The sequence below is a fragment of the Xanthomonas bonasiae genome, assembly GCF_014836395.1.
In the GTDB taxonomy this organism is placed as follows: domain Bacteria; phylum Pseudomonadota; class Gammaproteobacteria; order Xanthomonadales; family Xanthomonadaceae; genus Xanthomonas_A; species Xanthomonas_A bonasiae.
Genome location: NZ_JACSQX010000018.1, coordinates 21,533 through 45,231, shown reverse-complemented (window position 1 = coordinate 45,231; position 23,699 = coordinate 21,533). Strand labels below are relative to the sequence as shown.

Annotated in this window: 22 protein-coding genes; 8 read left to right on the top strand and 14 right to left on the bottom strand. The window is 69.3% G+C overall.

The features are described 5' to 3' along the window. Positions 1-440: 440 nt before the first annotated feature. Positions 441-1,427, bottom strand: coding sequence for a hypothetical protein (locus tag H9658_RS21315; protein ID WP_191826860.1), 987 nt, complete (start codon positions 1,425-1,427; stop codon positions 441-443). Positions 1,428-1,718: 291 nt separating this feature from the next. Here H9658_RS21315 and H9658_RS21310 point away from each other — a divergent pair, with 291 nt between their 5' ends. Then, positions 1,719-2,510 carry a transporter substrate-binding domain-containing protein gene (locus H9658_RS21310; RefSeq protein ID WP_191826859.1) on the top strand — a complete coding sequence of 264 codons (792 nt, stop codon included), beginning with the start codon at positions 1,719-1,721 and terminating at the stop codon, positions 2,508-2,510. Between the two features lie 105 nt (positions 2,511-2,615). Then, positions 2,616-3,146: a DUF4410 domain-containing protein gene (locus tag H9658_RS21305; RefSeq protein WP_225210168.1), complete on the top strand. Its 531-nt coding sequence runs from the start codon at positions 2,616-2,618 to the stop codon at positions 3,144-3,146. A 280-nt stretch (positions 3,147-3,426) separates the two neighbouring features. Here H9658_RS21305 and H9658_RS21300 read toward each other — a convergent pair whose 3' ends face one another. The 3 genes from H9658_RS21300 to H9658_RS21290 form a co-directional block, all read right to left on the bottom strand. Beyond that, positions 3,427-5,520, bottom strand: a complete 2,094-nt coding sequence (locus H9658_RS21300; RefSeq protein ID WP_191826858.1) for an NHL repeat-containing protein — start codon at positions 5,518-5,520, stop codon at positions 3,427-3,429. 82 nt (positions 5,521-5,602) lie between these two features. After that, complete coding sequence (locus tag H9658_RS21295; RefSeq protein WP_191826857.1) at positions 5,603-6,154, bottom strand: RNA 2'-phosphotransferase; 552 nt, start codon at positions 6,152-6,154, stop codon at positions 5,603-5,605. A 54-nt stretch (positions 6,155-6,208) separates the two neighbouring features. Then, on the bottom strand, positions 6,209-7,108 hold the full coding sequence (locus tag H9658_RS21290; protein WP_179569444.1) for an AraC family transcriptional regulator: 900 nt from the start codon (positions 7,106-7,108) through the stop codon (positions 6,209-6,211). Positions 7,109-7,409: 301 nt separating this feature from the next. On the opposite strand from H9658_RS21290, the gene H9658_RS21285 reads away from it, so the two are divergent. Continuing rightward, positions 7,410-7,769 (top strand): hypothetical protein, encoded by a 360-nt coding sequence (locus H9658_RS21285; RefSeq protein WP_179568948.1) that lies wholly within the window; start codon positions 7,410-7,412, stop codon positions 7,767-7,769. Between the two features lie 31 nt (positions 7,770-7,800). Here H9658_RS21285 and H9658_RS21280 read toward each other — a convergent pair whose 3' ends face one another. The 3 genes from H9658_RS21280 to H9658_RS21270 form a co-directional block, all read right to left on the bottom strand. Next, entirely contained in the window at positions 7,801-8,712 is a 912-nt protein-coding gene (locus H9658_RS21280) for a CorA family divalent cation transporter (protein WP_179568950.1), read from the bottom strand. Positions 8,713-8,868: 156 nt separating this feature from the next. Further along, on the bottom strand, positions 8,869-10,248 hold the full coding sequence (gene cycA / locus H9658_RS21275; protein ID WP_191826856.1) for a D-serine/D-alanine/glycine transporter: 1,380 nt from the start codon (positions 10,246-10,248) through the stop codon (positions 8,869-8,871). A gap of 124 nt (positions 10,249-10,372) precedes the next feature. Then, complete coding sequence (locus H9658_RS21270) at positions 10,373-11,248, bottom strand: DMT family transporter (protein WP_191826855.1); 876 nt, start codon at positions 11,246-11,248, stop codon at positions 10,373-10,375. Between the two features lie 312 nt (positions 11,249-11,560). On the opposite strand from H9658_RS21270, the gene H9658_RS21265 reads away from it, so the two are divergent. Beyond that, positions 11,561-12,397, top strand: coding sequence for a class I SAM-dependent methyltransferase (locus tag H9658_RS21265; RefSeq protein WP_191826854.1), 837 nt, complete (start codon positions 11,561-11,563; stop codon positions 12,395-12,397). Between the two features lie 275 nt (positions 12,398-12,672). Here H9658_RS21265 and H9658_RS21260 read toward each other — a convergent pair whose 3' ends face one another. Beyond that, positions 12,673-13,566 carry a LysR family transcriptional regulator gene (locus H9658_RS21260; RefSeq protein WP_191826853.1) on the bottom strand — a complete coding sequence of 298 codons (894 nt, stop codon included), beginning with the start codon at positions 13,564-13,566 and terminating at the stop codon, positions 12,673-12,675. Between the two features lie 84 nt (positions 13,567-13,650). Here H9658_RS21260 and H9658_RS21255 point away from each other — a divergent pair, with 84 nt between their 5' ends. Beyond that, entirely contained in the window at positions 13,651-14,490 is an 840-nt protein-coding gene (locus tag H9658_RS21255; protein ID WP_191826852.1) for an NAD(P)H-dependent oxidoreductase, read from the top strand. Positions 14,491-14,564: 74 nt separating this feature from the next. Next, positions 14,565-15,656, top strand: a complete 1,092-nt coding sequence (locus H9658_RS21250) for a DUF1615 domain-containing protein (RefSeq protein WP_191826875.1) — start codon at positions 14,565-14,567, stop codon at positions 15,654-15,656. A 29-nt stretch (positions 15,657-15,685) separates the two neighbouring features. Here H9658_RS21250 and H9658_RS21245 read toward each other — a convergent pair whose 3' ends face one another. Continuing rightward, on the bottom strand, positions 15,686-16,018 hold the full coding sequence (locus tag H9658_RS21245) for a hypothetical protein (RefSeq protein ID WP_191826851.1): 333 nt from the start codon (positions 16,016-16,018) through the stop codon (positions 15,686-15,688). A 267-nt stretch (positions 16,019-16,285) separates the two neighbouring features. Between H9658_RS21245 and H9658_RS21240 the strand changes: the two genes are divergently transcribed. Beyond that, positions 16,286-16,819: a hypothetical protein gene (locus tag H9658_RS21240; RefSeq protein ID WP_191826850.1), complete on the top strand. Its 534-nt coding sequence runs from the start codon at positions 16,286-16,288 to the stop codon at positions 16,817-16,819. A 102-nt stretch (positions 16,820-16,921) separates the two neighbouring features. Here the strand turns inward: H9658_RS21240 and H9658_RS21235 are convergent, their stop codons facing one another. The 3 genes from H9658_RS21235 to H9658_RS21225 all read right to left on the bottom strand — a co-directional run bounded on the left by H9658_RS21235 (position 16,922) and on the right by H9658_RS21225 (position 20,384). After that, a complete protein-coding gene (locus H9658_RS21235; RefSeq protein ID WP_191826874.1) occupies positions 16,922-17,242 on the bottom strand; it encodes a DUF3817 domain-containing protein in 321 nt (106 codons plus the stop codon). A gap of 133 nt (positions 17,243-17,375) precedes the next feature. Then, positions 17,376-18,137: an AAA family ATPase gene (locus H9658_RS21230; protein WP_318241507.1), complete on the bottom strand. Its 762-nt coding sequence runs from the start codon at positions 18,135-18,137 to the stop codon at positions 17,376-17,378. A 159-nt stretch (positions 18,138-18,296) separates the two neighbouring features. Then, on the bottom strand, positions 18,297-20,384 hold the full coding sequence (locus H9658_RS21225; RefSeq protein ID WP_191826849.1) for a beta-galactosidase: 2,088 nt from the start codon (positions 20,382-20,384) through the stop codon (positions 18,297-18,299). Between the two features lie 462 nt (positions 20,385-20,846). Here H9658_RS21225 and H9658_RS21220 point away from each other — a divergent pair, with 462 nt between their 5' ends. Further along, complete coding sequence (locus H9658_RS21220) at positions 20,847-22,064, top strand: glycoside hydrolase family 30 protein (RefSeq protein WP_406848151.1); 1,218 nt, start codon at positions 20,847-20,849, stop codon at positions 22,062-22,064. A 58-nt stretch (positions 22,065-22,122) separates the two neighbouring features. Here H9658_RS21220 and H9658_RS21215 read toward each other — a convergent pair whose 3' ends face one another. Together H9658_RS21215 and H9658_RS21210 are read right to left on the bottom strand one after the other, a co-directional pair. Then, positions 22,123-22,947, bottom strand: a complete 825-nt coding sequence (locus H9658_RS21215; protein WP_191826848.1) for an alpha/beta fold hydrolase — start codon at positions 22,945-22,947, stop codon at positions 22,123-22,125. Between the two features lie 106 nt (positions 22,948-23,053). Continuing rightward, a complete protein-coding gene (locus H9658_RS21210) occupies positions 23,054-23,389 on the bottom strand; it encodes a hypothetical protein (protein WP_191826847.1) in 336 nt (111 codons plus the stop codon). Positions 23,390-23,699: the final 310 nt, after the last annotated feature.

Genomic DNA, 23,699 nt, shown 5'->3' with positions numbered 1-23,699 from the left:
ACTTCAGTCCTGGCCGCTTCCGAGATCGGATAGCCAGCCCGCTCCGTTCGTCGCGGCTGAAGCCGCTCCTACAGGAGGCTTGCGGCGAGCCGGCCGGGTGCACTGTGGGGGGACTTCAGTCCCGGCTGCTTCCGAGATCGGATAGCCGGCCCACTCCGTTTGTCGCGGCTGAAGCCGCTCCTACAGGAGACTTGCGGCGCGCCGGCCGGGTGCACTGTGGGAGGGACTTCAGTCCTGGCCGCTTCCGAGATCGGATAGCCAGCCCGCTCCGTTCGTCGCGGCTGAAGCCGCTCCTACAGGAGAGACTTGCGGCGCGCTGGCCGGGTGCACTGTGGGAGGGACTTCAGTCCCGAATGCTTCCGAGCCCGGATAGCCGGCCACGTCGCTTGTCGCGGCTGAAGCCGTTCCTACAACGGCACGCAGCCGGGAAAGCGCCACCGCTACGGCGCGCACGCCGCCAGTTTCTGGTCGGCGTACCACAGCGCGCGCCGCGCCAGGTCGTAGGCGCTGTCGGCGGCGCGCGGCAGGGTCTGCTGCGCCAGGATCGGGTCGGCGCCGTGGGCCATGGCCTTTTCCACGCGCTGCAGTTCGTCCAGGTTGTCCAGCACCGGCTGCAGCAGGCGGCTGCGCTGCGCCGCCGGGCAGGCCGCGCGGCGCTGCTCCAGTTCCCCGATCGCCTTGCGGATACGGCGGCTGGCTTCGCCGTCCAGGCCCGGCGCCTTTTCCAACGCGATCGGCGCGGCCTTGTAGGCATCGCCGGTGGCCTCGCTGCCGAGGTCGCCCGGGCGCTCGTGCAGCGCCGGGTTGAAGCGCACGTCCGGCGGCGGCCGCGCCACCGCCGACTGGTGGGTGCTCTTGGGCAGCATCTTCTTCATCGCATCGCCGATGCCCTGCATCGCCACGTCGCCCAGGGTGCCGCTGGTGGCCCAATCCTTGTCGAAGCGGGTGGGCCGGTAGTCGATCGGGTTCGGACGCTCAAGCAGGCGCTTGGCCTTGGCCAGGTCGCGCGGATTGGTGGTACCCGGCGGTGTGCCTTGCGCCTCGGCGAACGGATCCACCGCCACGCCGTCCGGCAACCGCGCGCTGCCGTCGCGGGTGTACAGCGTGGCGCTCATCGGCGCGGCCTGCGTGGCCACGGGGGCGGCCGTGCGGGTCGGGGGCGGCAGCGGCGCTTGCGCCGCGCGCGCGGCGGCCGGCGCGCGCCGTGCCGCGGCATGCGGCGCGGACTGGGCGGCCTGCGGTGACGGTGGCGGCGCGGCAACCGGTTCCGGGCGCGGCACGAACACCAGCCGCATCGCGTCGTGGACGCGCGGCGGCGGCGCCGCCGGCGCGATCAACAGCAGGCGGCCGAGCAACAGCAGGATCAGCAAGGTGGTGGCGGCCGCGCCCAGGTGCAGCAGCCGGTCTTCCGCAGGCGCAGACGTCACGACGATCGAGATTCCATAGCGAGGTATGCGTCCACCGGAGGATTGTCTCCGGACTCCGCTATGGTGCCGTGAGTTCCTGTGCCGCAACGTGTCAATCGGCGTCCAACGCCGCCATGCACTGCCACCCGCCGCCGGACTGCGGGTGCAAAACCCCCGCCACGCTTGACGCTGCGCCGTGTCGCGAGGAAACCGGCTAAGGTGGCCGGCGCCGCTACGGCGACAGCCGGCGTACAGCCAACGCGCGTCGCCCCCCTGGTTTGGAGAACGCCCCGTCGTGAAAACCCGTCTGCCATGAAGCACGCAACGATTCGCTGGCTAAGCGCCTGCCTGCTGAGTGCCGCCGCGGCGCTCCCGGCCACTGCCGCGCCGTCGCACCTGGACAGCATCGCGCAGCGCGGCACGCTGCGCGTGTGCACCACCGGCGACTACCTGCCCTACAGCCTGCTGCGTGCGGACGGCGGCTACGAAGGCATCGACATCGCCCTGGCGCAATCGCTCGCGGCCAGCCTGGAGGTGCCGGTGACCTGGGTCCCCACGCGCTGGGCGACGCTGCTGCCGGACCTGCTCGCCGATCGCTGCGACATCGCCGTCGGCGGCATCTCGGTGTCGCTGCAGCGGCAGCGCCACGCCTGGTTCAGCGCCGTGCTCGACGTGGACGGCAAGATCCCGCTGGTGCGCTGCGCCGACCAGCAGCGCTATCGCGACATCGCGCAGATCGATCGCGCCGAGGTGCGGGTGATCGAACCGCGCGGCGGCACCAATGAAGCCTTCGCCCGCCGCGAACTGCCGCAGGCGCGGCTGACCCTGTCCGACGACAACACCGCGATCTTCCGCGAACTGCTCGAAGGCCGCGCCGACGTGATGATCACCGATGCTTCCGAAGCGCGCTTCCAGCAGCGCCGCATGCCCGGCCTGTGCGCGGTGAATCCGCAACAGCCGCTGCAGTACAGCGAAAAGGCGTTCCTGCTGCCGCGCGACGACATGGCCTGGAAGGCCTACGTGGACCAGTGGCTGCACCTGAGCAAGGCCAGCGGCGAGTACCGCAAGGCGCAGGCGCCGTGGTTGGGAGATGCGGCGGACTAGCGCCCGCATCGCAGGCAGCCTGTCGCCAGTCGCCGCAGTGCATGGCGCCGGCGGTGCATGCGGAGAGCGCCCGGCGGCCCTTCGCGATCCCGCCGGCAAGGCGCTATGCTGCCGACGCCGGCGGCGATCGCTCCGGCAGAAAGGGACATCGACAAGGGGACAATCATGAAGAACGGATGGAGCGCGCTCGCGCTGGCGAGCGTGATGCTGGTGGCCGGGTGCTCGACCAATAGCGTGGTGCGCCAGAGCTACAAGGCCGCGGCGCCGGAAACCTACTGGTACCAGGTCAAAGGCAACGAAGACACCGACGCCGAAAGCCTGGGCATGTTCCAGCGCCAGCTCGACGAAAAACTGGACGCAGCGCATCTGCGCGGTGCCGAGGGCAGTGCCGACGCGCGCAAGATGACGATCACCATCGACCATTACTACATGCGCAGCAACGGTGCGCGTTTCTGGGCCGGCATCATGGCCGGGCGCGACAAGATCAAGAGCAAGGTCGAGGTCGCGGGCGCAGATGGCAAGACCGCTGCGCGTTTCGATGTCGAGTCGACCAATACCAGCGCCTGGGGCACGTCCGAAGGCCTGGTCGGCCGCCACGCCGAAGAAATCGTCGAACGGCTAAAGCAGCTGCAGTAGGCAGGTGCGCTGGCGATCGCCGTTGTGCGGAGGACGCAACTGGCGTTCTCCGCGCGCGATGACTGTGCCAGAACACGCCCCACGCGGGTATTCGAAGGTGACGCAGCGTTGTGGGAGCGACTTCAGTCGCGACGGGATTTATCGGTAACGCCCGTCGCGACTGAAGTCGCTCCCACAAAAACGGCGCATGCCTGCAGATCGATAAGAGCATCGGCTCCGGAACTCGCCTCTGCAGCTGGCTCAACGTGTCGCGTGCGTATTTCGCTACGGTGCCCTGCGCCTACTCCAGCGTCACCCGCAGGTCGCGATTCGCAATGGCCTGGTTGCCGCTGTAGTCGCTTGCGGTGATGCGGATCAGATAGTCGCCCGCCGGCAGCGCGCTCGGCTGCCATCGCCCTTCGGCGATGCGGCCGTCGCGCACGGTGTTGGTCACCACGTAGCGGAAGCGGGTCGTGGCGCTGCCGTGCACGGTGATGCCGCTGTCGGCCGCGTACGCCACCTTCACCGCATCGGCATCGGCGGGCATGCGGTCGAACTGGATGCTCGGCTGCGCCGGCGCGGCACCGGGCAGCGGACGGCCTTGCGCATCGAGCACCTCGTAGCCCAGCGCATACAGGCCAAGGCGCCGGCGCGGCAGGTTGCGATCCACCTGGTCCCAGGCCTCCACCACGATCTGCACGCCGCCGTTGCCGCGCGCCACCCGCACCCGTCCTTGCGTCGCCCGCAGCGCCTGGCCGTTGCCGTCGAACAGCTCGATGCGCTGGATCTGCGGCGGGTAGTGATCGGCGTAGTCGCGGAAGCCGAGCAGCACCGCATTGCGTTCGAAGCCGCTGGCGCCCACGCTCAGGTGCACATGCGCCATCGCGTTGATCTTGCCCAGCGCGTCGCCGGCGGCGAAGCGGGTGCCGCGCAGCACGCGCACCCGTTCCGGCGCGCCGCTGTCGTCGGCGAGCAGATGGAAGCGCTGCGGATCCAGCAACGCGCCCTGCGCGGTGCGGCCGACGCGCATGTGGATGTAGCCGAGCTGGTCCAGCGCCATGCCTTCGCCGAGCTTGCCCAGCGCCCAGGTCGCGCTGGGGCTGGCGACCTTGGCATCGGCGATGGCGTAGACCGTCTGCCCGACGTCGCCACGGATATCCAGGCCCGCATGCAGATGGTCGCGGCGCTCGCCCTGGTAGTTGCCGCGCACCTCGCCGAGCGTGCCGACCACCTCGTGCCAGCCGTCCTGCGGACGCAACGGCCAGCGGCCGTGGGTGATTGGCAGCGGCTGTGCGGCGGCGGGTCCGATCACCACGGGCGCGGCGGCGGCAGCGGCCTGCGGCGTGGTCGGCAGCAACCGGTGCACCCGCGCACTGCCCGCATCGGTGACATAGACCGCGCCGTCCGCGGCCACGGTCACGCCGGCCGGACGCGCCAGGCGGGTGTCGCTGCGCTCGCCGGACAGCACCAGCACGTGTCCGGTCGAGGTGACCTGCAGCACGCGGCCGTCGTCGCTGCCGACGTAGCCGTGGCCGTCGAAGGTCAGGCCCAGGCTCAGCGGCCGCGCCAGCGGCGACGCCTCGCTGGCGCCGGCCAGGGTGACCACCCGCCCGTCCGGCAGCAGCTGGCGGATCGCGTCGTTGCGCAGGTCGGCGATCCACAGCACGCCGGCGCGATCCACTTTCAGGTCGGTCGGCGTATCGAAGCGCGCTTCGGCGCCCATGCCATCGGCATAGCCGGGGCGTTCGCCGCCGGCGAGCGTGCGCACCTGGCCGTCGCGCTCGATCACGCGGATGCGATCGTTGTAGGTGTCGGCGACGTAGACGCGCCCCTGCGCATCCACCGCCACGCCCATCGGGCCGTTGAAGCGCGCCTGCGCGCCCGGACCGTCGCGGAAGCCGGCCGTGCCGTCGCCGGCCAGCGTCGTCACCACGCCCTGCGCGCTGAGCTTGCGGATCGCATGGTTGCCGGTATCGGCGATGTACAGCGTGCCCGCCGCGTCCACGGCGATGCCCGATGGCGTGGCGAAGCGCGCCGCACTGGCGATGCCGTCGGCGAAGCCTTCGGCGCCGCCGGCAACGGTGGCGACCGTGCCGTCGCGGGCGATGCGGCGAATGCGGTTGTTGTCGCCGGCATCGGTCACGTACAGCACGCCGTGCGCATCGACCACGATGCCGTAGGGATCGGCGAAGCGTGCGCGTCCCGCGGCGCCATCGGCCAGGCCGCGCACACCGTCGCCGGCCACCCACTGCAGCTGCGCCAGCCAACCCAACGGCGTCGGCGCCGGTGCGCTGGAGGCGCGCGCTACGCTGTGCGGACGTTCGCTTCGCCACCAAGCGAACAACGCGAGCGATACCAGCGCCAGCAACAGCAGCCACACCCCGGTCTTTCTCATATCCTGCCCGCGCGACGAATGGTCAGGCACCTTAGACAAAGCGCGCGGCACAGGGAAGCGCGCGCGCGTGCTGGCCGCCTCCCTAAGCGAGCGCGCCTGCGAAATCGATGAACGCCACCGGCACCTGCGCGGTCAGCCAGACGCCGTTGTCGGCGCGATGGAACGCATGCCCGGCCTCGGCCATGGCCTGCGCGCGCACCGTCAGCAACACCGCCCGTCCATAGCGCTGCCCGACCTGCAACGCCGTGTCCGCCGACACCGACAGGTGCACGTGCTGGCGCTGGCCCGGCAGCACCCCATCGCGGCGGATCGCGTCCAAAAAGCGGGTCGCCGTGCCGTGGTACAGCTGCGGCGGCGGCTCCACGGATGCAAGACCCAGGTCCACCGGCAGCGAATGCCCCTGGTTGGCGCGGATGCGCAGGCCATCGGCGCTGATCGCGAAACGCTGCTTGTCGCTGTCCGCCACCACCCGCTGCAGTTGCGCGGGGGTCAACGGATGCGTGGGCTGCGCCAGCCGCAACAGTGCGTCGATCGATGCCCAGCCCTGCGCATCGAGCTGCAGTCCGATCGCCTGCGGCTGGTGCCGCAGCACCCAGCTCAGGAACCTGCTAGCGGTCTCGTCGGAACCTTCCATCGCAGCGGCGTCGGCCTGCACTCGGGCCGGGCACGATAGACCACGTCGGCGCGATCAGCCACTCAGGCCGAGCTGTTCGGCCAGGTCGTTGCGCGGCGAACGGCCGTACAGGCGGCTGTATTCGCGGCTGAACTGCGACGGGCTCTGGTAGCCGACCCGATAGCCGGCCGAACCCACGTCCATCCGCTCCACCACCATCAGCCGCCGCGCCTCGCGCAGGCGCAGCTGCTTCTGGTATTGCAGCGGGGTCATCGAGGTCACCGCGTTGAAATGGTGATGCAGCGAAGACGCGCTCATGTTCACCTGTCGCGCCAGGTCTTCGATCCGTATCGGTTCGGCGTAGTGCTGGCGCAACCACGCGATCGCCTTGGCGATACGGTTGCTGGGGCTGTCCTCCTGCGCGATGCGCAGCAGGTTCGGGCCGCACGGTCCGGTCAGCAGGCGATACAGGATTTCCTGCTCGATCAGCGGCGCCATCGCGGCGATGTCGTCGGGCTGTTCCAGCAGCCGGAGCATGCGCAGCGTCGCATCCAGCAACGCCGCGCTGGCGGTGTTGACCGACACGCCGCGCACGCAATCGGCGCTGGCCTGCGCCGGCAGCGGAATGCGTTCGAGCAGGTCGCGCAGCCGGTCCGGGCGGATCGCCATGGCCAAGCCCAGCAATGGCTGCTCGGGACTGGCCTGGGTGATGCGCGATACCACCGGCAGGTCCAGCGCCACCAGCAGATAGGTGCCGGCCGCGTAGCGGTATTCCTCCGTGCCCAGGCTCAGGCACTTCTCGCCCTGCACCACCAGGGCGAAGCAAGGCCACTGCGCGGTGTGTGCCTTTGGCGAGGGCGCGGTGCGATACGAACAGAACAAGCCGTCGATGGCGGTATCGCCGTCGCCGTCGGGGACGGCCAATCGGGCAATGAGTGCGGCGATTTCTTGATAGCGGTCGGCGAGCGCGGTCATCGGCGTCGGGCGCGGTGGCGGGCAATCCAGGGACAGACAGCTTGCCTGATGCTGCGACGGCGCGTTCGCCGCCGCGGCACGGTTTGCAGGATCGGACAAGAATTCCGCGGGATCGCGATAACGCGGCACGGCGCCGCGCTCGCATCCTGTGCAGGCCGGATCCCCCGTCGCGTCTACCGGAGTGCTCCCATGCCCATCCTGCTCCCCTCCTCCCCCACCTGCGCGCCGCTCGCCGCCACCGCGCCCTGCAGCACCCGTTCCCGTCACTGCGCCGCGCCGCGCAAAGCCCAGGGCTGAGCCGATGCAAGCGCATAGCGAAGCCCTGGAAATCACCACCTTCCGCCTGCAGGACTGCACCTGGCGCACCTTCCTGCGCGCCAACGCCGAGGTCGATGCCTGGCTGCAACGCCAACCCGGCTTCCGCTCGCGGCGCATCGCGCGGCGCCGCGACGGCACCGTGGTCGACATGCTGCTGTGGGACAGCGTGGCGCACGGCACCGCCTCGGCGCGGCGGCTGATGCGCGAACTGCAAGGCGCCGCGATCCATGCACTGATCGATCCGGACACGGTGTCCTGGGACATCGCGCCGGTGCAGCACGTCAGCGGCGAGGAGCGCGACGACAGCGAGGCGGAAACCGAGGCGGACAGCCTCGCCGCCTAGCAATCGCGAGCGCCTGCACCCGCCGCCGCGCTCACACCCAGCCGCGGCGGCGGAACCACGCCAGCGGCAGCACCACGCTCAGCGCGATCACGCCCAGCGCCCAGTAATAGGCGTCGTGCCACTTGAGTTCGGGCATGTGCGCGAAGTTCATGCCCCAGATGCCGACCAGCACCGTCGGCGGAATGCCCACCACCGACGCCACCGCCATCACCTTCATCACGTTGTTCTGGTCCATGTTGATCATGCCCAGCACGCTGTCGAGCAGGAACTCGACGCGATCGTCCAGGTGCTGCTCGAACTCGCCCAGGGTGACCAGGTCCTTGTGCAGCAGGCCGATCCGCTTGGCCGCATCGGCGCCGAACCAGTCCGGCGCGGCACCGTCCAGGTAGGTGGCCAGGCGCAACAAGCCCTGCCCCGCGTTGTGCATGCCGCCGAGCCGCCGGCCCATGCCGCCGACCTGGCGCAGCATCCGCTCCATGTCGCGCGATTTGTAGGGTTCGTCGAAGACAGCGCGCGTGGTCTCGGTGATCTCCGCCTCCAACGCTTCCAACCGGTCCGCCAGGCGGCCGACCACCTGATCGAGCAGGCGCAGCAGCAGATCGTCGCTGGTCCGGCACGGGTTCTTTTCCAGTTGCGCAGCCACCGCTTCCAGCGAGTCCATGCGCTGCTCGCGCTGGGTCACCAGCATCCGCGGCGACAGCGCGAAGCCCAGCGGCGCGGTCGGGCCGTCGTCGTCCTGGAAGCGCGGCACGTTGAGGAACAGCACATCGCCCTCGATGCGGACCCGGCTGCTGAACTCGATCTCGCCGATCGCCGCCCGCGTGGGCAAGGCGAACCCCACCTGCCGGTCGGCCTCGGCGAGTTCCTCGCGGCTGGGCTGGCACAGATCCACCCAGCAGAACGGTTGCGCGGAGGTTCCGGCAATGCGGTGGATCGTGATCATCGGGATCGGCTTGATGGCGGGAGGGCGCGAGCATCCTCCGCCGCGGCTGAAGCAAACGTCAACGGCGCAGGCACGCGGTGCGGCGGCCAATGCCGCGCCACCGCGCCGAACAGCGCCATCGCCGCGCTACGGCCGCCCTCGCCACGCTGCCGCCGCTCAGGCGCGCGCACCACCGCGGCGCTTCAACGCATAGCCGATGCCCAGGATCAGGAACCAGACCGGGCTGGCCAGCAATGCCTGCCGGGTGTCGTCCTGCAGCGTCAGCAGCGCCAGCACGAAGGCGAAGAACGCCAGGCACACGTAGCACATGACCACGCCGCCAGGCATCTTGAACGCCGAGGCGGCATGCAGCTGCGGGCGCTTGCGCCGGTAGGCGATGTACGCGCACAGGATCAGCGACCAGACGAACATGAACAGCACCGCGGCCAGCGTGGTGACCAGGGTGAAGGCGGTGACCAGGTTCGGAATCAGGTACACCAGCAGCGTGCCGCCGAGCAGGCAGGCGCAGGAGAACAGCAGGCCGCGCGCCGGCACCGCCGCGCGCGACAGCCGGGCGAAACCGCGCGGCGCATGTCGCTCCTCGGCCAGGCCGTAGAGCATGCGGCTGGTGGAGAAGATGCCGCTGTTGGCCGACGAGGTGGCCGAGGTCAGCACCACGAAGTTGATCAGGCTGGCCGCGGCCGGCACCCCGGCCAGCACGAACAGCTCCACGAACGGGCTCTTGCCCGGCACCACCTCGCGCCACGGCGTCACCGCCATGATCGCGATCAGCGCCAGCACGTAGAACACCAGGATCCGTACCGGGATCGAATTGATCGCCTTGGGCAGGTTGCGCTGCGGGTCGGCGGTCTCGGCGGCGGTGGTGCCGACCAGCTCGATGCCGACGAAGGCGAACACCGCGATCTGGAAACCGGCGAAGAAGCCGCCGATGCCCATCGGGAACATGCCGCCGTCGTTCCACAGATTGGCCAGCGCCGCCACGTGCCCGGACGGCGACTGGAAGCCCCAGGCCACCAGCCCGGCGCCGGTGAGGATCAACGCGCAGATGGCCACGATCTTGATCAGCGCGAACCAGAATTCCATTTCGCCGAACAGCTTCACCGTCACCAGGTTCAGGCTCAGCAGCAACAGCACGCACAGCATCGCCGGAATCCACGGCGCCAGGCCGGGGAACCAGAACTGCGCATAGGCGGCGATCGCGATCACGTCGGCGATGGCGGTGATGATCCAGCAGAACCAGTAGGTCCAGCCGCAGAAGAACCCGGCCCACGGGCCGAGCAGGTCGGTGGAGAAGTCGATGAACGACTTGTACTCCAGGTTCGACAGCAGCAGTTCGCCCATCGCGCGCATCACGAAGAACAGCATCGCGCCGATGATCAGGTACACGAACAGGATCGACGGCCCGGCCAGGCTGATGGTCTTGCCCGAGCCCATGAACAGGCCGGTGCCGATGGCGCCGCCGATCGCGATCAGCTGCAGGTGGCGGTTGGACAGGCTGCGCTTGAGATGGTCGGGCTGGGCGGACGGGTCGGACATGGGCGCGGCCATCGGCGGGGACGATCCGACAACATAGAAGATGCGACGCGCACGCGCCAGAGCGCTGCGCCCGCGTTGCGCGCGGAAATCGGCACAAGGCGCGCCACGCCCGGGCGCCGGCGCTTCAGACGATCTTGGTGCGGCGCCACCACTGCGTGACTTTTTCCTCGCGCACCAGGGTGAACAGCCCTGCGCCCAGGATCAGCGCAATGCCGACCAGCATCGGCCAGTCCAGGTGGTCGTGGAACAGCCAGTAGCCGAAGCCGATCGCCCACAGCATCTGGCTGTACTGGGTCGGCGCCACCGCGCTGACCGGGGCCAGCCGCGACGCGTACATCAAGAAGATCGCCGCCAGCCCCGCGAGCAGGCCATAGCCGGCGAGCAGCACCCATTGCTGCCAGGTCGGCCACACGAAGGTCGGCAGCATCAGCAGCGCGCCCATCAGCAACGGGCCGAGCACGCCGGCGCCGTACAGGGTCAGGCGCTTCTCGCCCGGCCCGGCCATGCGCAGGCTGATCACCGAGATCGCCCCGACCAGGCCGCAGACGATGGCCGCGACATGGCCCTCGCCCAGGTGCCGGAAGCCGGGCCGCAACACGATCAGCACGCCGATGAAGCCGACGATCACCGCCAGCCAGCGCCGCCAGCGCACCTCCTCCTTGAGCAGCAGCACCGACAGCACGGTGACGAAGATCGGCATCAGGAAGATCAGCGCGAACGCCTCGGCCATCGGCAACAGGGTGAACGCGGTGACCGCCGACAGATTGCCGACCGCGCCGGTGAACGCGCGCAGCAGCCAGATGCTGGGGCGCTGCGCCACCACCACCTCGCGCCAGCGGTCGCCGCGCTTCTTCAGGAACGGCAACGCGGCGAGCATCAGCAACGCGCCGAAGAACACCACCTCGTACGCCGGCAGCGTGCCCTCCAGGCCCTTCACGAACGCATCGCTGATCGAATAGGCGGCATAGCAGGCGAAACCGAGCAGCACACCTTTGAGCATCGCGGATCCTGGGCGCTGGCGCCGCGAGCGGCGTCGGCCATTGAGGGGAGAGGACGGCGTCATTATGCGTCGCCATCGCCACGGCCACCATGACGGTTCGCCGCAGCCAGCACATGCGCGCGCCACGTGCCGCTGTGCGGACTGCGCCGCCGTCGCCGACGATTGCCGTGCGACGCATGCCGACGACCGCAGGCCTGGCACGTCGCGGCCGCGCCAGCGCAGGACTTCGCAACGGGCCTCGGTTACGATGCCCTCCCCCATCTCGACGACCCGGCCTCGCGCAGCGCGCGATGGCGCACCGCCTCCCTCGACGTGACCCATTCCTCCGGCCCCCTGCTGACCCGCCCGCTCGCCGACGCGCTGCTTGCCGCACGCGATGGCGGCGCCGCCACCTGGACCGGATCGCTGGACCTGCAGCGCAGCGAGGGCCAGGCCCTGCTCGCCGCGGACAGCTGGCAGTGGCGCGGGCAGGCGTATCCGTATCCGTCCAGGCTAAAGGACCGCACGATCTACCACTGGGACGGCGAAGACTTCGCGCCGGTGTCGCGCTTCGGCGGCGCGCTGATCAAGCTGGTGCCGACCGAATGGGGCGCGCCGACCTTCGAGATCGACGGCATCAAGATGCTGCCCAGCGCGCAGCTGTCCCCGTTCGAGGACGCGCGGCGCAAGGTCGCGCTGATCGAACCGCGCGGCAAGCGGGTGCTCGACACCTGCGGCGGGCTGGGCTATTTCGCCGCCTGCGCGCTGGAGGCCGGCGTGGCGCAGCTGCACTCGTTCGAGAAGAACGCCGACGTGCTGTGGCTGCGAACGCTCAACCCGTGGTCGCCGGATCCCGCCGCCAGCGAGGGGCGCCTGCAGCTGGCGCACGCCGACGTCGGCCAGGCCATCGGCGCCATCGCCAGCGATTCGATGGATGCGCTGCTGCACGACCCGCCGCGCTTCGGCATCGCCGGCGAGCTGTACTCGCAGGCGTTCTACGACCAGCTCGCGCGGGTGCTGCGTCGCGGCGGGCGGCTGTTCCACTACACCGGCAGCCCGAACAAACTGACCAGCGGCCGCGACGTGCCGCGCGAGGTGGCCAAGCGCCTGGAGAAGGCCGGCTTCCGCGCAGACCTGGCGTTGGACGGGGTATTGGCGACGCGTCGTTAGGCTGTCTCGACTCGATCGTAGTCCTTGCAGGAGCCGCGCCGGGTCGCCTCGGGCCACCGGCAACGGTGGGCCTGACGACATCGGGAAAAAGCGTCGGGGCTGAAGCCCCTCCTACAGTGGATTCAACCAGCTTGCCATGCCCTTGCTGGCTTGCCGCACGCCCTTGTAGGAGCGGCTTCAGCCGCGACAGACAGCCCATCGCGACCGCTGACCCAACGCTATCCGCAGCCGCTTCCGCACCATGTAAAACACTGGAAAAGGCTGTAGCGCTGCCCTCACACCGAAGCGGCAATCTGCTCGCGCAACCAGCGATGCGCCGGATCGCGATGCACGCGCTCGTGCCAGAGCATGGCCATTTCGTAGCCGGCCACGGGCACCGGCGGCGCGCAGACCTTCAGCCCGGGATGCGCGCGCACCAACCGCTCCGGCAGCATCGCCACCAGATCGGTCCGCAGCAGCGCGTCGATGACGAACAGGAAATGCGGCACCGACAGCACCACCCGGCGCTGCAGCCCGCGCGCGTGCAGCGCCGCGTCGGTGACGCCGCTGAACCCGCCGCCATCCGGCGACACGATCACGTGTTCGAGCTTGCAGAACTGCGCCAGCGTCGGGCGCCGCTGCAGCCGCGGATGCCCGGCGCGGCCGGCCAGCACATAGCGCTCGGCGAACAGCGTGCGCTGGCGTAGGTTCGGCGGCGCGCCGTCGCGGGTGTGCAGGGCCAGGTCGATCTCGCCCTGCTCGGCCTGCCGCGCGATCTGCAACGGCGCCATTTCCAGCACCGCCAGCCGCGTGCCCGGCGCCGCGCTGCGCAGCGCCGCCAGCGCCGGTCGCAGGATGGTCGATTCGCCGTAGTCGGTCGCGGCCACGCGCCAACTGTTGCCCGCCTGCGCGGGATCGAACGACGCATCCGCCGCCACCGCACGCTGCAGCGCCTCCAGCGCCTGCCGCAGCGGCGCGCGCAAGGCCTCGGCACGCGCGGTCGGGCGCATGCCGCGCGGCCCGGGCAGCAGCAGCGGATCGTCCAGCGCCTCGCGCAATTTCGCCAGGTGCACGCTGACCGAGGGCTGCGACAGGTGCAGGCGCGCCGCGGCACGGGTCACGTTGTGCTCGGCGAGCAGCGCGTCCAGGGTCAGCAGCAGGTTCAGGTCCAGGCGTCCGAAATTAAGCATGGCTATAGCTGGAATTCCCGTAATTCATTTCCACTATAGCGGGCCGCGACCTACCTTGGCGCATCCCAATCGCCGAGATCGCCCATGAACGTCCTGCTGGTCTACGCCCATCCCGAACCCACATCGCTCAACGGCGCGCTCAAGGACGTCGCCGTGCAACGCCTGCAGGCCGCCGGGCACCAGGTGCAGGTGTCGGATCTGTACGCGATGCGGTGGAAGCCGACGCTCGATGCGCAGGACAGCCTGGACGGCGCGGCCGGCGATCGCTTCGATCCGTCGCTGGACTCCAGGCGCGCGTTCGCCAACGGCCGCCAGAGCGCGGACATCGCCGCCGAGCAGGCCAAGCTGCGCTGGGCCGACGCCGTGCTGCTGCAGTTCCCGCTGTGGTGGTTCTCGATGCCGGCGATCCTGAAGGGCTGGGTGGACCGCGTCTATGCCTACGGCTTCGCCTACGGCGTCGGCGAACATTCCGACGCACGCTGGGGCGACCGCTATGGCGAGGGCACGCTGGCCGGCAAGCGCGCGATGCTGATCGTCACCACCGGCGGCTGGGAATCGCACTACGCGCCGCGCGGCATCAACGGCCCGATCGACGACGTGCTGTTTCCGATCCAGCACGGCATCCTGCACTACCCCGGCTTCGACGTGCTGCCGCCGTTCGTGGTCTATCGCAGCAGCCGCATGGACGCGGATCGGTTCGCACAGATCCGCGACACGCTCGGCCAGCGCCTGGACACCCTGTGGAGCGCCGCGCCGATCGCGTTCCGCAAGCAGAACGGCGGCGACTACGCCATCCCGGAGCTGACGCTGCGGCCGCAGGTCGCCCAGGGCCAGGTCGGGTTCGCCGCGCATGTGATGGGATGCGAGGAAGCGCGCGCCGCAGCGGCATCGCCCGCGCACGACCAGCCGATCCCTCTGACATGAAGCGCAGCGCTGGACGGTAGGATGGCGCGTGCGGCGAATGCGCCGCGCCTGCCATCGGAGTCCAGCCGCACGTGATCGCCCCCACATTCGCCCGCCTGTTCGTCCTGTGCGCCACCCTGCTGCTCGGCGCCTGCGCCACGCAGGCACCGCGCGCGCCCGAGCGCACGCCGACCGAGATCAAGGCCGACATCGCACGGCGCATCCCGGCCGCGATCCCCGACCGCAGCGGCTGGGCCAACGACGTGTACGTGGCGCTGTCCTCGCAGGAACTGGCTACCAGCGCCGACAACATCTGCGCGGTGCTGGCGGTGATCGAACAGGAATCCACCTACCAGGCCAATCCGTCGGTACCCGGCCTGGGCAGGATCTCGCGCGCCGAACTCGGCCGCCGTGCGGCCGCGCTGCATGTTCCCGCGTTCATGCTCGACGCGGCGCTGGCAGTGAATTCGCCCAATGGCCGCAGCTACGGCGAGCGCATCGCCAGCGCGCGCACCGAGCAGGAACTGAGCGGCATCTTCGAGGACTTCGCCGACAGCGTGCCGCTGGGCCAGCGCCTGTTCGGCGGGCTGAACCCGGTGCATACCGGCGGACCGATGCAGGTGAGCATCGCCTTCGCCGAAGCGCATACCGATGGATATCCGTATGCGCAGCAGGACACGGTGCGCCACGAAGTGTTCAGCCGCCGCGGCGGCGTGTGGTTCGGCACCCGCCACCTGCTCGGCTACCCGAGTGACTACGACGCCCTGCTGTACCGCTTCGCCGACTTCAACGCCGGCTGGTACGCCAGCCGCAATGCGGCGTTCCAGGCCGCACTGGCGAAGGCCAGCGGCACCACCCTGGCGCTGGACGGCGATCTGCTGATCCCCGGCAGCGACATCGACCAGCCCGGCGCCACCGAGCGCGCCGCGCGCGGCCTGGGCACGCGCCTGGCGCTGGACGACAAGGAGATCCGCCGCGCCCTGCAGCGCGGCAACGCTGCCGATTTCGGCGACACCACGCTCTACCGCAAGGTGTTCGCACTGGCCGAGCGCAGCGCCGGCAAGCCGCTGCCGCGCGCGATCCTGCCCGGCATCACCCTGGAAAGCCCGAAGATCACCCGCACCCTCACCACCGCCTGGTTCGCGCAGCGCGTCGCCGACCGCTGGCGCCGCTGCATGGGCAGGTGACCGCAGCGGCATGTCCCGCCGACAGCGCGCTACTTCGGCTTGTCCAGCACCAGAAACACCCACGCGATGGCCACGGCCAGCAGCAGCAACAGCAGGGTGAAAACCCCGTCCCATGCCATCCAGAACCAATAGCGCCCCGGATCGGCATCCAGCAGATACACCTGAGGCGAGCCGAAGCGCGATCCGCTCGTGTACACGCCGCTCAGCACTGCCTTCACCAGCCCGTAGAGCTTCAACAAGGCGCTCGCCGCCGCCAGCGCGACGACCAGCAGCGATACCGGCCAACGCAACCTGCCGGCCAGGCGGCGGCCGAATCCGCGCGTAGCTGCGTTCTCATGCTGCCGTCGTTGACGCTTTCCCATCGTCTGCACTGCCTGCGTTCATGGCCTGCATTCTAAAGCCGCCGCAGCGGCGGGCGCGCGCGGCAACCGCGCCGGCGCAGCGTTGCCGCTATACTTGCCGCGCATCGCCTGCGCAGAACGCGTTACCGGCCCGGACTGCCGCCATTGCACCCATCAAGGATGATCGCGCCAGCCGCGCCCCGGCATGCCGCATGCGTCGATTTCCTTGCCTTTCGCTCCCGTGCCGGTCGCCCGGCGGACAGCGTGTTCCCACCAAGGAAACTCCTCTTGAAACATCTCCTCACCTTCGTCCTGCTGGCCCTGTGCGCGACCGCGCTGTCCGCCTGCGACCCCACCACCGGCAAAAAGAACATGTCGCCGGAGGACTACCTGACCTACAACGTCTCGGCCTGGAACGGCATCACCTCGGTGACCGCGCCGTGGATCGGCGGCGAGCGCGGCGAGCAGCTGCTGGCCGATGCGAGCGAACTGAAGTCGATGCAGCCGCACCGCAACGCGCTGAACAATCCGCGCAAGCAGATCGCCAGCGCCAACCGGGGCTACGAAGGTTTCGGCATTCCCGAAGACGCGCAGGACATGGACGCCAAGCTGAAGTCGTACTACAAGAACACCGACACGGTGCTGGCGACGCTGCAGGAAATCACCGCGCTGCCCGACGGCTACACCCAGGCGCAGGTGCAGCCGCTGCTGGAACGGCTGAACACCGAATCGGACGCCCTCGACAAGGACGCGACGGCCCTCGACGCCGCGCAGAATGCCTACGCCAAGAAGCACCGCATCCATCTTGTGACCAGCGGCTGAGCGGCGGCGGCAATGGACAGGAAAAAGCGGCCCATGGGCCGCTTTTTTTATGCCTTGCGCCGAGCAGAAAAGCCGAGCGGCGCGTGATTGGCCTTACTGCCCCTATCGCCGCACGCCCTGCCGCGGCAAGCTGAGCAGCCCGATACGGCGGAACCACATTTCCAGCGGCACCGTGACCAGCGGCGGCAATGCCGCCAGCAGACTCAACAGCCACGCCCACCACGGCCAGCGCAGGCGCACCGCAGCGATCACGCTCGCGACCAGGTAGACCAGGAACGCCACGCCGTGCAGGCGGCCGAACAGCCACACACCCAGCTCGGTGGTCTGGGTGCCGTATTTGAGCAGCATGCCGAGCAGCAGGCCGGCCCAGGTCAGGCCCTCGAAGAAGGCGGCGGCGGCGAACAGCCGCCCGACAGGCGACATCGGATGGGAAGGCACAGGCAACTCCAGTGGGAAGAAAGACGCCGCGACGCGATGGCGGCGGCGACGCCCGCTGGCACCATCATTCTACAGACACGGCGCCGGCCGTCGGCGCCTGGTCGCGGCGAACACGGCGTCAATCGCCGTCGAGCAACGTATCGAGCATGCGCTGCGGTTGCTCCAGGAACGCGCGCGTCAACCGGTAGTGCTCGGTGTCGCGGTACGCCACGCGCTGCAAGCCATCCTCGCCGATCTGCAGGATGTCCGCATCCGGGTACGCCATCAGGATCGGCGAATGCGTGGCGATCACGAACTGCGAGCGCTGCTGCACCAGCTGATGCAGCCGGGTCAGCATCGCCATCTGCCGCGACGGCGACAATGCCGCCTCCGGCTCGTCCAGCACGTAGAAGCCGTTGCCGCCGAAGCGGTGCAGCATCAGCGCGAAGAACGCCTCGCCGTGCGACTGCGCGTGCAGCGACACGCCGCCGTAGCTGTCGATGACGGGAGCGCCGAACGATGGCGCCCGATCCAGACGCTCGATCTCGCTGGCGACGTTGTAGAAACTCTCCGCCCGCAGGAAAAACCCATCGCGCGCACGGCGGCCGCTGCGGCCCAGGCGCAAGGCCTCGTGCAGGCTGGAATGCGACGCCAGCGTGCTGAAGTTGAAATTCCGGGTCCCGCCCTCGGCGTTGAAGCCCCAGGCCACCGCAATGGCTTCCAGCAGGGTCGACTTGCCGCTGCCGTTCTCGCCGACGATGAAGGTCACCTTCGGATGGAAGCGCAGCACGCCCAGGTTGCGCACCGCCGGCAGCGAATACGGCCAGGCCCGCATCGAGGCCACGCGGTCCTGCTTCAGCGTGACATCCATCAGATAGTGCTCGGCATCGATCGCGCGCACGGGTTCCCTCCCGGCCGGCGGGAGGCCGGCGCCACGGCGTCAAGTGTCGCGGCGATGCGCACTGCGCGCAATGCGCGCGCAGTGCGGGGCATCCGCCATGGCCGTCCCTGCGCCGATCCACGCATGCCGCACGGCGTCAGCCGCGCATCGCGATCGCGCTCAGCGACGGTCGTCCAGCACCGCCACGTCCTCCGGCGCCAGCTGCACCACGTCGCTGGCCGCGCCCGTCCCCAGCAGCGAGCGCATCGGCGTCGGCAGACGCACCTGCTGCGCATCGCTGCCATGGTTGATCAGCACCAGCACGCGGCGGCGGCCGTCGCTGCGCACGCCGACCTCCACGTCCGCCGGCACGTCCGCCAGCGGCGCGCGCACCTGCGCAGCGCGCAGCCAGTCGCCGGTGAGGCGATCCAGGGTGGCGTCGTCGAGCCAGGCGCCGACGTAGCTGATGCGGCCCTTGCCGACCCGCCGGGTCAGTACCGCCGGCTCGCCGTCCAGCCAGCCGTTGGCCTGGCCGTAGCGCAACGGCACCTCGGTCTGCGCCGCATGCGCCTGCAGTTGCTCGGCCCAGATCTTCGCGCTGCCCTCGCCGGCCGCACCGGCGACCGGGACCGGCTTGTCCAGCGCATAGAACTGCTGCACGCGGCCACCCAGCAACGCGCCGAGCGGTCCGGGCTGGCGCTGCGACTGCAGGCCGTTGTCGGCGTTCTTCATCGCGCTGCGCGGGCCCAGCACCAGATGCCCGCCGCGTTCGACATAGGCTTTCAGCCGCTGCGCCTGCGCTTCGCTGAGCACGTTGAGCGACGGCGCGACCACCAGCTTGTAGCCATCCAGCGGCGCCAGCGCCGAAACCACGTCGACCACCTGCGCCTGCTGCCGCAGCGGCCGGTAGAACGACTTCATCTGCACCACCGGATCGAAGTCGGCCGAGTGCTTCTGGAAACCCAGCGCCCAGCGGCTGTCGAAATCGTTGATCAGCGCCACATCCGCGTGCGGCGTGGTGCCCGCCAGCGCCGCGCCGGCCTTGGCGAACTCCGCGCCGACCTGCTGGATCTCCGCATACACCGGCACCGGCTCGCCATCGGCACCGACCAGCGTGCCGTGGTATTCCTCCTGCCCGTTCGGCGCCGCGCGCCACTGCCAGTACGCGACCGCATCGGCGCCGTGCGCGACCGCCTGCCACGCCATCGCCCGCACCTGGCCCTTGCGCAGCGCCACGTTGGTCGCGCGCCAGTTGACGAAGCCCGGCTGCGTCTCCATCACCCAGTAGTTGCGCTGCTTGTAGCCGCGGGTGAGATCGTGGCGCGCCGCGTTGTCCACCCAGTCGTAGCGCTCGCCGGCGACGTAGTCGTCCCACGCGGCGATGTCGAGCACCTCGTGCACCTTGTAGGCGTCGAAACCGGCGAACCAGCCCATGGTGTTGGTGGTGATGAACTGGCGCGGATCGGCATGCGGGCGGATCGCGTCGATCTGGTTGCGCGAATAGTCGGTCCAGGTGTCGCTGACGAAGCGTTTCCACTCCAGCAGCAGGGCCGGATTCTGCCCGTCCTCGTGCACCGGGATCTGCGCGAAGTCGTTGTAGGTCTGGCTCCAGTACGCGGTCGCCCAGCGCCGGTTCAATTCCTCGATGCTGCCGTACTTGCGCTGCAGCCAGGCATGGAACTGCGCCTTGGCCTCAGGATCGAACGAGGCCTGCGCGTACTCGTTGTCCAGTTGCCAGCCGACCACGTGCGGATTGCGGCCATAGCGCTGCGCCATCTGCTCGGCGATGGCATGGGCGAAACGGCGGTAGCGCGCGCTGGCGAAGGAGAATTGCTGGCGGTTGCCGTGCTCGTCGCGCACGCCGTCCTGGCCGACGCGCAGCGTGTCCGGATAGGCCTGGGTCAACCACGCCGGCGGCGCCGCCGTCGGCGTGCCGAGCACCACTACCATGTGGTGCCGCGCGGCCGCGGCGATGGCGCGATCCATCCAGGCGAAATCGTATTGCCCCTCGCGCGGCTCCATGCGGCTCCATGCGAACTCGCCGATCCGCACCACGCGCACGTGCGCCGCCTCCATCAGCGCCAGGTCGCGCTCCCACTGCGCCTCCGGCCACTGCTCCGGATACCAGGCCACGCCCAGCAGCAACGGCGCGGCATCGGCATAGCGCGTGGCCTGCGCGCGGGCGTCTGGCACTGCCGCCACCAGGGCGAACAGCGTGCCTAACAATAGCGCGATCGCGCGCTGCGGGAACCAGGAAGGCGATGGCATAGGCGGACTCGTCGATAGAGGGAAGGACGGCCGGTGAACCCGAGCAGCCGCCAGCGGCCATTGTGCACGCATGCGCTGCGCGCGCACTTGCGCAACTTGTCGAACCTGGATGCGCAACTTTGCACAAAACAGGCAATACCGCGCTTGCGCGGCACAGGATTGCGCGGCGCAGCATCAGACATCGTGCAAAGCGCCGGCATGCGCGCTCCCGCACGTGATGCCCTGCCGATCCGGCACGCGCGGCACTCAGCCTGTGCAGCAGCGCGGCATCCCTCGATCGGCATGCACGTGTCCTGGGACAAGCGCGCGACTGTCCTGCGCCTTCGCGAATGCAATCCCTGGCTCCCTGCGCCTTGCATCTCAGTTGCCGCAGTTGGCGCATGCACCGATTGTCTATGTCATGTCGACGGCGTAGCGTCACGCCCTGCCACAAACCCCTGTTCCATTCCCCCGGAGCCACCCATGAGAACACCACGGATCCTCGCCACCCTGCTGGCGATGGCCACGGCCGCCTTTTCCGCCGCGCCCGCCCTGGCGCAGAACGTCACCGTCACGCCCAGCGAAACCTACCAGACCATCCAGGGATTCGGCGGCATGAGCGGCGCCGGCTGGATCGCCGACCTCACGCCGGCGCAGGTCGACCTGGCCTTCGGCAGCGACAACGGCCAGATCGGCCTGTCGATCATGCGCATGCGCATCGACCCCTCCAGCTCGGGCTGGAGCCTGCAGGTTCCGGCCGCGGTGCGTGCGCGCTCGCATGGCGCGGTGTTGCTGGCCACGCCGTGGTCGCCGCCGGCGTACATGAAGTCCAACAACAGCCTCAACAACGGCGGCAAGCTGCTGCCGCAGTACTACGGCGCCTACGCCAAGCACCTGCTGGACTTCTCCAGCTACATGTCCGGCAAGGGCGCGCCGCTGTACGCGCTGTCCGTGCAGAACGAGCCGGACTGGCACCCGGATTACGAATCGGCGGAATGGAACGCCAGCGACTTCACCAACTTCCTCAGCGCCCAGGGCGCCAGCTTCGGCAACCTGAAAGTGCTCGCTGCCGAGTCGTTGAACTTCAATCCCAACCTGACCGATGCGTTGCTCAACAGCAGTGCCAGCCAGCACGTGGACATCATCGGCGGCCATCTGTACGGGGTGCAGCCGAAGGACTATCCGCTGGCGCGCAACAAGGGCAAGCAGCTGTGGATGACCGAGCACTACACCGACAACACCGACGGTAACGCCTGGCCGTCCGCGCTCGGCGTGGCCAGCGAGCTGCACAAGAGCATGGCCGCCAACTACAGCGCCTACATCTGGTGGTACATCCGCCGCAGCTACGGCCTGATCACCGAAGGCGGCGCGGTCAGCAAGCGCGGCTACGCGATGGCCCAGTACGCGCGCTTCGTGCGTCCCGGCGCCAAGCGGATCGGTGCGACCGCCGCGCCGTACAGCGATGTCGCGGTCACCGCCTACAAGCGCGCCGACAACAAGATCGTGCTGGTCGCGGTCAACACCGGCACCCAGTACCGCGAACTGAAGGTCACCCTGCCCACCGGCAGCGCCGCCAGCTTCACCAAGTACAGCACCTCGGCCAGCGTCAACGTCGGCTACGGCGGCGCGTACCAGGTCAGCAACGGCCAGACCGCGTTCTATGTCGACCCGCAGAGCGTGGCGACGTTCATCAGCAATTAGCACAGCTGCGACGCATCGCCAGTGGCGATGCGTCCACTGCCACCCGGCCGGCGGACGCTCAGTCGAGCCCGGCCAGGAACGCCAACAACGCGGCGTTGAACGCGTCGGCATGGCTGACATTGCAGCCATGCGGCGCATCCGGCAACACCACCAGCGTGCTGCCGGCGATGGCGCGATGGGTACGCTGCCCGGAGCCTTCGAACGGGACTGTCGCGTCGGCGTCGCCATGCAGCACCAGGGTCGGCACATCGACCGCGCCCAGGTCGCGGCGGAAGTCGGTGGTGCCGAACGCCTGCATGCAGCCGAGCGCGGCGGTCTGGTCGCTCTGCTGGCACAGCGCGATCGCCTCCTGCCGCTGCGCCTCGCTGACCTTCAGCTCGCCGTTGGCGCTGAAGAACTGGCGGGTGAACTGGTCGAAGAACGTCTCGCGCGACGCGCTCAGTCCCTGCTTCATTTCCTTTGCCTTGTCCTTGCTCAGCGGGCCGTCCGGGTTGTCGTCGGTCTTGAGCATGTAGGGCGGTACCGCGGAAGCGAACACCACCCCGCCCAGGCGCGCACTGCCGTGCCTGGCCACATAGCGCGCGACCTCGCCACCGCCCATCGAGAAGCCCACCAGCACGGCGTCGTGCAGGTCCTTGTCCTCGATCACGCCTGCCAGGTCGTCGGCCAGCGTGTCGTAGTCGTAGCCGTCGGCTGGCTTGTCCGAGCGGCCGAAGCCGCGGCGATCGTAGGCCACCACGCGGTAACCGGCGTCCTGCAACGGTCCAACCTGCGCCTGCCATGCCGCGACCGACAACGGCCAACCGTGGATCAGCACCACGGGCCGACCGCTCCCGCCGGTGTCTTCAACGTGCAGGCGGACGCGCGATTGTGCTGCAGTCATGGTCGTGGCTCACGAACGGAAGGAACCGCAAGCTTCCATGCCGGCCTGTCCGGCGTACGTGAGCGCAATGTTGCCAAGGCGTCAATGGCGCCGAGTCACATCGATGTCAGCCGCTGCGCTGCATCGCTCGCGCGAGTTGCGCCAATGCGCTCGCCGCCAGACTGCGCAAGTCTGCAGAAATGGCTGCGGCCTTCACGACGCGCTCCCAGAACTCCAGCGCCATCGTCGCCGCGGCGCGCCAGTCGTCGCGGTATGCCGGTGTGGGCAAGGCCAGCGTGTAGTCGCGCTCGACCGCTTCGCCGCTCGCCGCAGGACGCAACGCCATCGGCAGCATGACGTAGGCCGGGGCCAACGCCAGCGGGCGCGTATCGGCAAGCAAGGCGCCCGCATTGCCCAGGGGCATGTCGTTGTTGCCGATCAGCGCGCCGAACCTGCCGTACACGCCAAGCCGCCGTGCATCGTCACGGTCGAGGCTCCCTGGCTGAGCGGCAGCGCGGTCGAGTCGCGGAGGCGGGAGTCACTCATGGGAGTGACTGAATAGAACATTGAATGGATAGCCAAGCCATGCCCGCTACCGATCCACTTATACATCAGTCACTTCCTTTCGTTGCGCAAACGCAAACAGGGGAAAGTTTGAATAGATAAAGACTGGATGCATGGCGGATCGCTGGTACCAGGGTGGTGTCCGCCGCAGCGAAACCCACCCTGGCGCCGACCAAAAAGCAGCGCCCACCGGCCGACACTGCAGTGCG

Coding starts and splice junctions, on each gene's coding strand:
- H9658_RS21310 (WP_191826859.1), top strand. CDS start 1,719: ATGAAGCACGCAACGATTCGCTGGCTAAGCGCCTGCCTGCTGAGTGCC.
- H9658_RS21235 (WP_191826874.1), bottom strand. CDS start 17,242: ATGTCGCCTGTCGGGCGGCTGTTCGCCGCCGCCGCCTTCTTCGAGGGC.
- H9658_RS21225 (WP_191826849.1), bottom strand. CDS start 20,384: ATGCCATCGCCTTCCTGGTTCCCGCAGCGCGCGATCGCGCTATTGTTA.
- H9658_RS21285 (WP_179568948.1), top strand. CDS start 7,410: ATGCAAGCGCATAGCGAAGCCCTGGAAATCACCACCTTCCGCCTGCAG.
- H9658_RS21280 (WP_179568950.1), bottom strand. CDS start 8,712: ATGATCACGATCCACCGCATTGCCGGAACCTCCGCGCAACCGTTCTGC.
- H9658_RS21300 (WP_191826858.1), bottom strand. CDS start 5,520: ATGAGAAAGACCGGGGTGTGGCTGCTGTTGCTGGCGCTGGTATCGCTC.
- H9658_RS21255 (WP_191826852.1), top strand. CDS start 13,651: ATGAACGTCCTGCTGGTCTACGCCCATCCCGAACCCACATCGCTCAAC.
- H9658_RS21245 (WP_191826851.1), bottom strand. CDS start 16,018: ATGGGAAAGCGTCAACGACGGCAGCATGAGAACGCAGCTACGCGCGGA.
- H9658_RS21220 (WP_406848151.1), top strand. CDS start 20,847: ATGAGAACACCACGGATCCTCGCCACCCTGCTGGCGATGGCCACGGCC.
- H9658_RS21290 (WP_179569444.1), bottom strand. CDS start 7,108: ATGACCGCGCTCGCCGACCGCTATCAAGAAATCGCCGCACTCATTGCC.
- H9658_RS21305 (WP_225210168.1), top strand. CDS start 2,616: ATGCTGCCGACGCCGGCGGCGATCGCTCCGGCAGAAAGGGACATCGAC.
- H9658_RS21270 (WP_191826855.1), bottom strand. CDS start 11,248: ATGCTCAAAGGTGTGCTGCTCGGTTTCGCCTGCTATGCCGCCTATTCG.
- cycA (WP_191826856.1), bottom strand. CDS start 10,248: ATGTCCGACCCGTCCGCCCAGCCCGACCATCTCAAGCGCAGCCTGTCC.
- H9658_RS21295 (WP_191826857.1), bottom strand. CDS start 6,154: ATGGAAGGTTCCGACGAGACCGCTAGCAGGTTCCTGAGCTGGGTGCTG.
- H9658_RS21215 (WP_191826848.1), bottom strand. CDS start 22,947: ATGACTGCAGCACAATCGCGCGTCCGCCTGCACGTTGAAGACACCGGC.
- H9658_RS21260 (WP_191826853.1), bottom strand. CDS start 13,566: ATGCTTAATTTCGGACGCCTGGACCTGAACCTGCTGCTGACCCTGGAC.